This is a genomic window from Clostridium sp. C2-6-12 (genome assembly GCF_009928485.1).
GTDB lineage: Bacteria > Bacillota > Clostridia > Clostridiales > Clostridiaceae > Clostridium.
Window position 1 is genome coordinate 167,207 of the sequence record NZ_JAABNP010000008.1, and the last position, 13,231, is coordinate 180,437.

Genomic DNA, 13,231 nt, shown 5'->3' on the forward strand with positions numbered 1-13,231 from the left:
TCAAGGTAGTCAAGGCTCTCAAGGTGACCAAGGTAGCCAAGGGGCTCAAGGAACTCAAGGTAGTCAAGGGGCTCAAGGAACTCAAGGTGTTCAAGGGGCTCAAGGCGTTCAAGGACCTCAAGGTTCTCAAGGTGCCCAAGGAGCTCAAGGTAGTCAAGGTTCTCAAGGTAGCCAAGGGGCTCAAGGTAGCCAAGGGGCTCAAGGTAGTCAAGGTGTTCAAGGCTCTCAAGGTAGTCAAGGAGCTCAAGGTAGTCAAGGCTCTCAAGGCAGCCAAGGTTCTCAAGGAACCCAAGGTAGTCAAGGCGCTCAAGGAACCCAAGGTCGTACAACTAGCGTAATTTATTTAGCTTCAGATCAATCAATTAGTGATGGTAACTTCTTAGGTCTAGGTATTTCAAATCCACAAGGTCCATCTAGAAATAGCGTAGTTGTACCACAAGCATCAGATCTTAGTGGAATAGTATTTAGTATAAGAGATAATACTATAGCTTCTGGAGCTACAGCAAGTGCTGAAGTCTATAAGAGTACAGATTGTGGTGCTAATTTTACAGGCACTGGTATTATTGCAATAGTAACTGGTCCTAGCTGTTGTGGAGCATCAACTAACACTGGTACAGCTCAGCAATGTGATTTATTAACTGTACTAGTTAGAACACCATCAGGAGCTCTAAGTCGTGGAGCCGCAGCTACTATCCTATTACTTGGTCCAAACACTCCAACTCCATAAAAGGGGAAATTTTTAAGTAAAATCCAATAATTTTAGAGATGTCCAAAAGTATATCTTTTGGACATCTTTTCATAAAATGATTAATTTACTTGAAAATATAAATTTATAACTACTCCAAAGCTTTTGACTTATTTCTATTAATATAAGTCAAAAAATAGCTATTAACATATGATGTTATATACATTTAAACAATCATTGAAGTTTAACTTCACTTAACAAAAAAATTATTTGAGGTGATTATATGGCAACTATAAGTTTATGTATGATAGTTAAAAATGAAGAAAAAGTTTTAGGAAGATGCCTTAATTCCATTAAAGATATTGTAGATGAAATTATAATAGTTGATACTGGTTCAACAGATAATACTAAAGAAATAGCTAAAGAGTTCACTGACAAGGTATACGACTTTAATTGGATAGACGACTTTTCTGCTGCAAGAAATTACTCATATTCAAAGGCAACCAAGGATTATATTTTATGGTTAGATGCAGATGATGTTATTCTTCCTGAAGACCAAATTAGATTTAAAGAATTAAAACAAAACTTAGATCCATCTGTTGATATTTTTATGATGAAATACAATATTGCTTTTGATGAACACGGTAATACAACCTTGTCATATTATAGAGAGCGCTTATCTAAAAGATCTAATTCTTATATTTGGAAGGAACCTGTTCATGAGTTTTTAGAAAGATGGGGAAAAATAGTTAATGCAGATATTTGTATAACTCATAAAAAAGAACCCCCTTCAGTTCCAGGCAGAAATTTATTAATATATGAAAAAGTACTTGCAAGTGGAAAAGAACTAAGTTTAAGAGGTATTTATTATTATGCAAGGGAATTATATTATAGTGAAAGGTATGAATTGGCTATAGAGTATTTTAATAAATTTTTAGATGCTGACGGCGGATGGGGTGAAGATAAGATATTTGCTTGTTCTAGCTTATCAATATGCTATGAAAAAATCAAAGATAAAAAAAATGTACTCAAGCCACTACTAAAAAGCTTTGAATATGATACTCCAAGAGGAGAAATTTGTTGTCAAATTGGAGATTACCTTTTTAGTTTATGCGATTATAAAAAAGCAATCTTTTGGTACAAGTTAGCTACACAATTAGAAAAACCCGTCAATTGTTTAGGTTTAGTCTATCATGATTGCTGGGGATTCTTCCCTAATATGCAGCTATGTGTTTGCTATGATAGATTAGGAAACATCCATGAGGCAAATAAATATAATGAAATTGCAGGTACATTTAAGCCTCTAGATTCTTGTTACCAATATAATAAAAGCTACTTTAAAAAAATTATTAATAAATAGTTTTATATTAAAAGGAGTAAAAATAGATGATTCCTACTAATAAAACTTCAATAATAATTTTAACCTATAATAATCTAAATTATAATATTATTTGCCTTGATAGTATTAGAAAATATACAGATGCTAATTCTTATGAAATAATTGTTATAGATAATAATTCCACTGATGGAACTCGAGAATGGCTTAAAGAACAATCTGATATTAAACTTATTTTAAATGATGAAAATATAGGTTTTCCAAAAGGATGTAATATTGGTATAGAAGCTGCTGAAAAAGAAAATGATATTTTATTTTTAAATAACGATACTAAAGTCACGCCAAGGTGGCTTAGTAATCTTAAAACATGCCTATATAGCAATGAAAAAATTGGTGCAGCTGCAAGTATAACTAATAATTGCTCCAATTATCAATCTATAAATATACCATATGAAAATATGGAAGAGCTAATTGAATTTGCTGATAAAAATAATGTTTCTTCACCAAAAAAGTGGGAAGAAAAAACTAGACTTGTTGCATTTTGTTTGTTAGTAAAAAGAGAAGTTATTAATTTAATTGGTACCTTTGATGAAAGATTTAGTCCAGGAAACTTTGAAGATGATGATTTATCCATGAGAATTATAGAAGCTAATTATAAGCTTATGGTATGTCACGATAGTTTTATACACCATTTTGGAAGCGCATCTTTTAATGCTGACAATGGTAAATTTAATACTATACTCAAAGAAAATGCTCAAAAATTTCAAGATAAGTGGCATTTTAATTCTAACTATGAAAGTATAATTAAATTTGATGTTATTAACTCTATAAGCGAACCTATTGATAAAGAACTAAATATTCTTGAACTTGACTGTAATCTAGGTGCTACATTACTGAGGCTAAAGTACATTCATCCTAAAGCTAGACTTTATGGTATTGAAACAGACCTGAATGTTGCTAGAATCTGCGGTAAAATTATAGAAATAACTACTAAAGACTTTGAAGAAAGCTATAATATGAATTTTAAAGAAAATAAAGAGAACTTCTTTGACTATATAATTCTAGGAAATAAGCTTCAATCTAGTTCAAATCCATGGAAACTGCTAAAAGAGATTAAAAAATTTCTAAAGCCTGGAGGATATATAATAGCAACAATACCTAATGTAATGCATTATTCAGTAATTAAAACCTTGCTAAATGGACAATTTACATGTAGTCAAAATCCTCTAGTAGATAGAAGCTATAATAAGTTTTTTACCTTAACAGACATTTACAATATTTTTAATGAATGTGGTTATGTGAACCCCTATGTACTTCAATATCGCAATGAAAGTACACAGGAAGATGATACATTCTTAAATCAAATTTGCAATATTGTTGGTGAAAATATGAGGTGGCACTTCTTGTCATATGAGTATGTAGCTAAATTCCAAAGAGATTTTGCATAAGATATTGTTCAAAATTTATATCAATCTGAGTTTTATTAAGTTTTGCTTAGATTGATATAATTCCTATATAAGATTTAGAACAATATTAAATTGAATAATTATTTTTATCCATAGAAATTACTGCACTAAATTAAATAAACCTAGTGCAGCTTTTTATTGCATTCTTTTATTTATTATTTTCAGCTTCAGGTAAGATTACAACTTTTTCCTTACATGAAGAGCAATATTTTGCATATTTAATGCAAGTTTCTAAGGAATCTTCTTTTTCCATAGGCCACCATCTTATTGCTCCCATTGGTGCCTTAGCTGCAAAAATTTCAATTTCTTCTGGAATACGACCTACTACCAATATTTCCATATCTTTAAAATTAGTTTCTAAACCCTTTTGAAGTGCTTCAAATAACTTATTATTCCTTACATTTGGAGCGGAAAATGGAATTGGAAATATCATTGACACTTTTGATGAAGCTTCATTTATAATATGAGCAGTTTTGCAAGCATCATCATCTTCGTCTCTCTCCCAAACACGATTATAGGAAACAAACTCATGAACTCCTAATTCCTTGACCCTAGCATGAATTCTTTCACCATAGTATTTATATAATTCACTTACTAAAATTTGAATTTGTTTATTCCTTGTAAATGTTGAATTATCGCCATTTTCATTTCTATATTGTATATAAAGCAAATCAGGTATACATAAATATTTTGTACAAAGAAAAGATCTAACTAATAAATCATAATCATCTGCAACTAAAAGCTCTTCACGATGACCTCCAAGTAAATGATAACAATCTCTAGTCCATGCACGAGGATGATTTGGTAAACCAACTAAGTGACGCATGGTAGTTCCATTGACAACAGTATTTCTCAATACATTTTGCCATCGATTCATTTTATGAACCCAAACTCTATAATATATATCATATCCAAAACCACAATCCCATCCATACCAGTTGGACTCATTAGTTCCAACAAATGGCTCTGCACAATCACCATATGCAAATCCGCATTCAGGATGCTCCATAAATGCTTTGACTATTTTCTCTAGGCAATCAGGAGTTATCTCATCATCATGATCCATTTCTACTAAAATTTCACCTGTACACATACCTGCTGCATATCTTTTAGTTGCGCCTATATATCCATTTCTCCTATCTTGTCTATACCTTCTTACACGAGAATCTTTTAAAGGTAATAAATCTTTTTTGTAGGTTAAATCATTATCACCCGAGTCATCTATAATTACCCATTCCCAATTTGGATAGGTTTGACTTAATAAAGACTTATAAACACGCTGAATTTTTTCCTTTGATTTGTAGGTAGCCGTAAAAACCGATATCAATGGAGTATTAGAAGTAAAATGATTAATAGGAATTATTTTATTCTCAGGCAATGGATCAGTATAAAATAGCCAACAGTGAAATAAATAATCTGGCTTTATATTCTTTGCAGAATTGTAATGTAACCAGCGTTTTCTTTCATGCAATGGAAGCGCATATAAGGTTGTAAACATCTCTTCATTTTCCCCTAAAGAAACATAAACACGTGGATTTTTAGGATTAATATTAACTAATGGATCATTGGGTTTATAAATTTTAACAGTAATACCTCTCTCCTCGAGTTCTTTTAACATTTCATCAAATCCATCCCATGAATTCTTGTCTGAAACAAATAAATGGGCTGTTAATAATGGTGTAATATTTGAGTTCATGGTCATCCCCCTTTGTTTTCTATACATATTATAGTTAAATAATATGTATATATAAGATCTATTTAAATTCATATAATTAACTTCTTCGATCAGTTTAAAGTTCAAAGTGTAGAGTTCAGAGTCACGGCTAATACCACAAAGAGGTACTTTACTGAAATTAATTCAGAGATTTCATCCATAACTCTCAACTCATAATTAATAACTTTTAACTGCCTTAAAAAACATAACCTCTTCCAATTAAGTAAATCCAAAAAAGATCATTATCTTCTGTCCTATTACTTATAATTAGATTTTTATTTACTTTGTGAGTACTTAACCTGTTATACATATCTTTTATCTTTTCTTTAGTATCAAGAATATGATTTTTTTCTATTGAAGCATTGATTTTTTTGTGCTTATTAAGCGTTTCTATATTGCCTTCTTTAATTAATTTAATTTCTTCTATAATACCCTCAACATTTTTATAGCTGCATTCTTTAAATTCTTCATCAAATTCAGTTAAAATAGGGCAATGATTATTTGTAAATTTAATTATTGATAATCCATATTTAGAACCATCTAATAAAGACGTCATACTTCCCATCATAAAGCAATCTAAATATATATCCGCCAATTGATAAAATTCATCAATTTCCGTTACTACACCTAATGCTTTAATTTTTCCACCTGTTTCAACATTTACTTCATGCCATTTACCTATATCATTAGGTCCTATAATATAAACTTTACAATTATCAATCTTATTAACTATATTTTTTACAATTTCAATATAATTATGATTGTTAATACTTCTAAATTTATAATTAGATGCAATAGTTAAGATAACAAGTTCATTTTCATCTATATTATATTTTTCCCTTATTTCTTTTTTGTTATAAAATTTCTTAGGCTCTAAAGGAATAGGAAGTATACATGAATTCTTGCAACTTCTTCTAGTCAAAGTCAATTCTTGGCCAGATGGCCTAAGGTCTGCTACTAAATCAGCTATACTTGCTCCAAGCCAAAATAAATGATCTCCATGATTCATGTATATCACAGGTGGTCCGCCTTCTACTCCAAAAGCCATTACTGGAATTGGATCCATCATATGCATATGAAGTACTACAACATCTGCCCATTCATATGCTAACTTTCTAAGAGCTTTTGCTCTTTCGCAAAATTTATCAGAGACAGTTTCAAGTGAAGTAACCCATCCTCCACTATTTTTAACTTCATTAATAAGCCATCCTGGAGTGCTTCGTAGCTGCCAGGTAGCAACTAATGAATGAATTGAATCTGTATCGCTTTTTATCCAATTCTTAGCCAGCCTTGTATGACCTCCTGTTGAATATCCTTCACTTAAAACATGAAGTACTTTTCTTTTTTCCTCCTTTTGACTATTAATGCCATAATTTTCTGTAGGTATTTTACTAGCACATTCTATAAGCATATTTTCTATTTCAGGAGATTGATAAAAATCAGGATGATATATACTCCAAGAAGCTTTAGCGGCAAATTCATAAGCTTTATTAGCTACACCCTCGTAATCTCGTGCTTCAAAGCTATTTTTCATTTCATAAAAATGATTTTCTAAAACTTTTCTATTTTGTACTAATAAATTCATAGCTTCGTTTCTATTAAAATTAAATAAATCATCATTTCTTGAACTGCTTCTTGTGACTATAATTGGATATTCCTTAAGAAATACTTGTCTGTATTTTTCAGTGTCATTTGAAAGATTATTATCAATTTCATTGCCCCAATCATGAATACACCAAGTTTCTTCCTGCCTTGGAACTATAACTTCAAAGCCCCTTTTATTAAATTCCATACACGAAGCCATATCATAAAAATATAACCCATCAAATATGTCTTCTCTCCATTTAATATCAATTTGTGTTGCCATTATTAAGCCATCTACAGCTTCAACAATTTCATATTTTTCCATAATGTTATTTAATTTATAATACTGTTTTTTACCATTATTTAAAATATTTACTTCTCCTACTTTGCCTGGATCATTCCACCACAAACCGCTCTCTGGAAGTCTTTTAGTTCCAACAACTCCAATTAAGCCTATTTTATTACTGCTTTGAAAAATGTCCAATAAATCTCTTATGATTTTTTTATTTGTTATATAAGTATTACTATGAAGGTAAACCTTATATTTAGCATCAGTTTGATTCATTCCAATATTGTAAGCTTCTGCAATGCTTTTATTTACTTTTATATTAATCATTTCTATATCAATGCCCAAGGGAACTTCTAAATCATTAATACAGGAATTGCATTTAATAATCTGTCCTTCATCTAAAACGCAAATTATAAATGCAATCTTATTTTCCTTCATCTATCTCCCTCCTTGTACCTATACGCTTTTTTACATTGTAATTTTTTATTTTGCTTTTTAAAAACAATTTAATTACTAATAAGTTTAACCTTATTTTTAGCACTATATTATATTATGAAAGCAGTGATTAATTGTGCCATTGAGCGCACAATTTATGGTGACAGTCACCAATTCACTCCAAAGTCAATAAAAGCTGACTGTCACCACTTTACAATTTTAAGTTATTTATATAATCAGAAATTTTAGTTGCACCACTTTTATCTAAATGATCCATATCAACAAAATCCTTATTATCAAAAATATCTAAATCATTAAAATCAATAAATTTAAGCTCTCCATCAATTGAATTTACTGCTGATAAATAGGATTCCTGAAAATCTTTCAAAAGATATTTTTTATAATATTTTGTACTTGGAAATGCCAACAAATAAACATTTACCTTCCTTTCATTGCAAAATTTCACAAAGGAATTAAGAATTTCTCTATTCTCTTTATATGAATCAACATACTTAATTGCTTTGTTATGTGAATTTGCTCTTTCAAATGCAGACTCCTCTTGCAAATTATCTTCAAGTTCAAACCATTTTTGATTCCATGATCCTCTTAATACCATTCTAAGTTCAAATCTATCCCTGCCTTCTATAAAATACCTACCATTTCTTTCTTCATAGAAAGCACTGCAAAAGCTATCAACTATCCTTTCAACATCAAAGATTTCTTCCTCATATAAGATAGCTTTTTGACTTAGAGGCAAGTCCTTGCAATTATGAACATCCCTAAATATAGGATAATAAACATCAGCTATTCTCATTATTTCCCCACCTTGAGTAAGAGATAAATCATTATAAAAATAATAATAACCTGTTCCAATAAACACATTTTTAATATTCTTATTGTTATTAATTACATGTTGTCCAATTAGTGTTCCATAATAAAGATCTTGAGAAGCTAATGCTAAATTAACACAGGGACTATTTATTATACTTTCTTCAACCCCAAACAAAGCATACGAGGAACCTACAACAATAGATTCAATATTAGGCTTTAGAGCTTTTTTTAAAGAATATTTTAAATGATAAAAATCATAGTTTGTCAAATATTTATTAACCGAATAATCATAAAACTTTTGATAAATATTTTCCCATACAATTATATTAGGAAATCCTTTAACTAATTGCTCATAGTTTGGATATTCACTAGATATTACTAATAAATCTTCACTTTCTAATTCCTTTAAGCATTTTATTCCTTTAATATTAATATTTCTTTTTACAAACTCTTTCAATAAATTCAAATGTTTAAAATTATTTTCTATATAACATAAATTCACAAACATCCTCCCCTTTATTAAAATTTGATGAACTTACTTTATAGTATTAATTTACTTGGTAATAAGATAACAATTTTTATTTATATGCTCTAATTAATTCAATTCATGAATATTTAAATTGAGGTTTAGTTAAGAGTTCATGCGCTTTAGAGTACCTAGAGGGGAATTTAGGTACATTTTTGTTTTATATTCATAAAATATACATGTAAGATATTGAAAATTTATTCCAAATGATTTGTGATATAACATGGAGTTTAAAGGAGGGATTAAGTGAACAATAACCAAATATCTAAAACTTCAAAGCTTATGGCAAATGTCATTGTTGGTGATAATGTAATCATTGAGGATAATTGTTTTATAGACTATGGAGTAATAATAAGAGATAACGTTCATATAAAAAAAGGTACTTTTATAGGTGCAAGATGTATTCTTGGAGAATACTTAATGGATTTTTATAGAGATCGAATTAATCAAACTCATCCCTTAATTATTGGCGAAAATGCCTTAATTAGAAGTGAAGCTATTATTTATGGTAACACAACTATAGGAAATAACTTTCAAACTGGGCATAGAGTAACAATCAGGGAAAATTCAATAATTGGCGATAATGTTAGAATTGGAACTTCCTCTGATATTCAAGAGGAATGTACAATAGGAAATTATGTGAGTATTCATAGTAATGTATTCATGGGTGAAAAAAATACAATAAAAAATTATGTTTGGATTTTTCCTCATGTTATTTTTACCAATGATCCTACTCCACCCTCTCAAACTATAATTGGCTCTACTGTAGAAGATTATGCTGTAGTTGCAGCTGGAAGCATAATATTACCTGGATTAAATGTAGGTAAAGAGTCCCTAGTTGGCGCTGGCAGTATAGTTACTAAAAATGTTGAAAAAGAAACAGTAGTAGCTGGAAATCCTGCCAAAAGAATTTGTTTAACTAAAGATATAGAAAATAAGGTTACAGGAAGTCAGATTTACCCTTGGAAATATACTTTTTCTAGAGGAATGCCTTGGGCAAAATTAGGCTATGACCAGTGGCTAGCAAATGAGAACTTAAAATGAAAATAAATTTTAAGTTCTACTTCTAGCCTATATTTAGAACAGGAGGTTCTAACAAATGAAATTTGATAGAAGATTAAATAATATTTCATGTAAAGAATACTGCTCTCTTAAAAATTACAAATATTCTATTATACAAGAAGAGCATTTTGAGAAAAATTATATACCAGATTATGGAGATGTTACTGAAGCTGACAATTATATCACTGTTAAGTTTCCAGAAATATATATATCAGAATTATCTAATGTAAATTTAATTGGTGCAGCCAGTATAATCTTTGATGAAAATAACAATTGTATCTATGACTTACCTCTAAGAGACAATGAAAATAGATTTAATTTAGCAATTGGTAATGTTTATTACGTTGATAAAAATGTTACATTAACTTACTATGAAAAACTAAATGAAAGAATTAAAGAAGGTATAATGCTTATATCAAATGCTTCCTTCAATTATTTTCATTTCAATATGGAGTTATTGTCCAAGTTATGTTTAATCAATAAAATAGAAGCTTATAATAATGTACCCATTTTAATAGATGAAAGATGTATTAGAATAAAATCATTTAAAGATGAACTAGATATGCTAAACATTCACAATAGACCTATTATCCCAATAAAAGCAGGCTATTGTTATGAGGTTGAAAATTTAATATATGTATCAGACTTAATTATTGGTCCAATTGATCTTAAAAAAAATACACTATTAAAATATGAAGATTATATTATGAGTGAATCAGCTGTTAATCTCCTTCATGATAATTTAGCTATAAATAGTAATCCTTCAAAGAAATTATATATTTCAAGAAAAAATTGCTTTGGAACCAGAATATTATTAAATCAAAATAATGTTGAACAAATATTTAAAGAACATGGCTATGAGATTGTTTATCCAGAACTAATACCCTTTCAAGAACAATTAAAGCTTTTTTCAGAAGCAGAATATATAGCTGGCCCTAGTGGTGCAGGTTTTACAAATATTTTATTTGGTAATAAAACTGCAAAAATCATTTGCATTTTACCGAGTGAAACTAAACTAACCTGCTACTCCAATATTGCTGCTATACTCGGACAAACCTGCCGTTATTTAGATGGAAAAATTCATGAAAATCCTAATGTTGTACTATATCAAAATAGCTTTGAATTAGATGAAAAAGCTTTAATAAACTTTTTGTCACACTTTTAATAATATATATATGGAGGTAACATGTATAATTGTTCCTTATTAAAATTTACAAATATAACTGGTAAATATGGTGACTTAACGCCTATAGAAGAACTTGTAGATATTCCTTTTGATATAAAACGAATTTACTACATTACAAAAGTACCAACAGATATTACAAGAGGCTTTCATGCTCATAGAAAGCTGCATCAAGTTCTTATCTGTGTTAATGGATCTGTAAAAATTAAAGTTAAAAATCCAAAGGAAGAAGCTGATTATTTATTAAATAATTCATCAGTAGGTTTATATATTGGACCTTACGTTTGGAGAGAAATGTATGATTTTACCGAAGGCGCTGTACTTTTAGTCCTTGCCTCTGATTATTATAACGAAAATGATTATATACGAAATATAGACTTTTATATGCAGGAAGCATGTAATAGATATTAGAAAGGATTTAATATGAATATACCATTTTTAAATTTAGAACCAATGCATACAGAAATAAAAGATGAAATGAATAATGCCTTTAAAAAAATATATGATAAAAATTCCTTTATTTTAGGAGATAGTGTAACATCCTTTGAAGAAGAATTCGCTAAGTATTGTAATGCAAAATATTGTATAAGCTGCGGAAATGGGCTAGATGCTCTTTCTATTATATTAAGAGGATATGATATTACAGAAGGTGATGAAGTAATTGTACCTTCCAACACCTTTATTGCTACTGCTCTAGCAGTTTCTTATGTTGGTGCAAAGGTAGTTTTAGTTGATCCAGATATTAAAACCTTTAATATTGATGTTAATAAAATTGAAAAGGCTATTACTCCTAAAACAAAAGCAATTATTGCTGTTCATTTATATGGAAGACCATCAGAAATAGATAAAATAAAAATAATCTGTAACAAATATAATTTAAAACTTATTGAAGATTCAGCGCAAGCACATGGAGCTGTCTATAATGGTAATAAAACAGGTAATCTTGGAGATGCTGCTGGCTTTAGTTTTTACCCTGGAAAGAATTTAGGTGCCCTAGGTGATGCTGGATGCATACTCACAAATGATGAATCATTAGCTAAAAAAATGAAAGCTATACGCAATTATGGTTCGGAAATCAAATATAATCATAAATACAAAGGAGTTAATTCAAGATTAGATGAATTTCAAGCAGAATTTTTAAGAATAAAACTTCCTTACCTTGATAAATGGAATGCTACAAGGCAAAAAACTGCCAAACTATATCTTGAAGGAATTAAAAATGATAAAATAATTCTTCCAATTGTAAACTCAGAATATGATTCAATATGGCATGTATTTCCAATAAGAACTGAATCTAGAGATGCTTTAGCAATCTATTTAAAATCTAATGGAATTGAAACGCTTATTCATTATCCAATCCCTATTCATCTTCAAAAATCATATAAAGATTTAGGATACAAAGCCGGAGATTTTCCAGTAGCTGAAAATATTTCGAATACAGTATTAAGCTTGCCACTTTGGTATGGAATAAGTGAAGACCAAATTAATCATATAATAAATGTTTTAAACAAATGGTAAGATGGACTAAAAAGAAAAAATGTAACTATAATCGAGTAGGAGCTAAATAATTATTTTATTTAGCGTCCTCTCACACCACCGTACGTACCGTTCGGTATACGGCGGTTCATCAGAATTTAATGCATCATTTGATATGTTTGTATTAGACTAATAAATCCTAGAGATTCTAGGTATTTATTATTTAAAGACTTGCTTAAAATCGGGCTGTTGGAGATTCTCCAATAGCCTTTTCTTGTATTTGCATATTCCCACGCTTTGTATTTATTGATTCCTAATTTAACTAGATTTCTTTGTTTAGTGCTAATCTTCTTCCATTGTTTCCATATGCAAGCTCTTAGCCTTCTTCTAATCCATTTGTCTAGTTCTACTAGCTTTCCGCGCGCGTTAGCAATTCCATAGTAATTAATCCACCCTCTTGTGATTTGATTTAATTTTAATAGTCTGTATTCCATGCTAATTCCTTTATTTCTGTTAGTATAGAATTTAATCTTTTCCTTAAATCTCTTTATGGATTTCTCATGGATTCTTATTTCTGCTCCGCTTTTCGAAAAGTAAAACGAAAATCCTAAAAATTTTCGTTTAGATACAAAGTCTACTGCACT

10 protein-coding genes and 1 pseudogene are annotated in these 13,231 nt (G+C 29.6%); 7 read left to right on the forward strand and 4 right to left on the reverse strand.

Annotation, left to right across the window (positions count from 1 at the left end; genetic code table 11):
• From GXK56_RS28135 to GXK56_RS09040, 3 genes and pseudogenes are all read left to right on the forward strand, one after another.
• Positions 1-727, forward strand: a pseudogene (locus GXK56_RS28135) (collagen-like protein); the annotation flags it as partial.
• 241 nt (positions 728-968) lie between these two features.
• Positions 969-2,045 (forward strand): glycosyltransferase family 2 protein, encoded by a 1,077-nt coding sequence (locus tag GXK56_RS09035; RefSeq protein WP_160687133.1) that lies wholly within the window; start codon positions 969-971, stop codon positions 2,043-2,045.
• A 26-nt stretch (positions 2,046-2,071) separates the two neighbouring features.
• The gene (locus GXK56_RS09040; protein WP_160687134.1) at positions 2,072-3,469 is read left to right on the forward strand and encodes a glycosyltransferase; all 1,398 of its coding nucleotides are present in this window, start codon (positions 2,072-2,074) and stop codon (positions 3,467-3,469) included.
• A 166-nt stretch (positions 3,470-3,635) separates the two neighbouring features.
• Here GXK56_RS09040 and GXK56_RS09045 read toward each other — a convergent pair whose 3' ends face one another.
• From GXK56_RS09045 to GXK56_RS09055, 3 genes are all read right to left on the reverse strand, one after another.
• Complete coding sequence (locus tag GXK56_RS09045) at positions 3,636-5,183, reverse strand: glycosyltransferase (protein ID WP_160687135.1); 1,548 nt, start codon at positions 5,181-5,183, stop codon at positions 3,636-3,638.
• A gap of 214 nt (positions 5,184-5,397) precedes the next feature.
• The gene (locus GXK56_RS09050; protein ID WP_160687136.1) at positions 5,398-7,512 is read right to left on the reverse strand and encodes a glycosyltransferase; all 2,115 of its coding nucleotides are present in this window, start codon (positions 7,510-7,512) and stop codon (positions 5,398-5,400) included.
• A 208-nt stretch (positions 7,513-7,720) separates the two neighbouring features.
• Positions 7,721-8,842: a hypothetical protein gene (locus GXK56_RS09055; RefSeq protein WP_160687137.1), complete on the reverse strand. Its 1,122-nt coding sequence runs from the start codon at positions 8,840-8,842 to the stop codon at positions 7,721-7,723.
• Between the two features lie 270 nt (positions 8,843-9,112).
• Here GXK56_RS09055 and GXK56_RS09060 point away from each other — a divergent pair, with 270 nt between their 5' ends.
• Genes GXK56_RS09060 through GXK56_RS09075 form a run of 4 tightly spaced genes read left to right on the forward strand, consistent with a single transcriptional unit; the run spans position 9,113 to position 12,629 of the window.
• Positions 9,113-9,910: an N-acetyltransferase gene (locus tag GXK56_RS09060; protein WP_160687138.1), complete on the forward strand. Its 798-nt coding sequence runs from the start codon at positions 9,113-9,115 to the stop codon at positions 9,908-9,910.
• A gap of 55 nt (positions 9,911-9,965) precedes the next feature.
• Positions 9,966-11,093, forward strand: coding sequence for a glycosyltransferase 61 family protein (locus GXK56_RS09065; RefSeq protein ID WP_160687139.1), 1,128 nt, complete (start codon positions 9,966-9,968; stop codon positions 11,091-11,093).
• A 21-nt stretch (positions 11,094-11,114) separates the two neighbouring features.
• Positions 11,115-11,522 (forward strand): FdtA/QdtA family cupin domain-containing protein, encoded by a 408-nt coding sequence (locus GXK56_RS09070; protein WP_160687140.1) that lies wholly within the window; start codon positions 11,115-11,117, stop codon positions 11,520-11,522.
• Between the two features lie 12 nt (positions 11,523-11,534).
• Positions 11,535-12,629 carry a DegT/DnrJ/EryC1/StrS family aminotransferase gene (locus GXK56_RS09075; protein ID WP_160687141.1) on the forward strand — a complete coding sequence of 365 codons (1,095 nt, stop codon included), beginning with the start codon at positions 11,535-11,537 and terminating at the stop codon, positions 12,627-12,629.
• 116 nt (positions 12,630-12,745) lie between these two features.
• Here GXK56_RS09075 and GXK56_RS09080 read toward each other — a convergent pair.
• On the reverse strand, positions 12,746-13,231 hold a 486-nt coding region (locus GXK56_RS09080; protein WP_279283098.1), incomplete at its 5' end, for a group II intron maturase-specific domain-containing protein.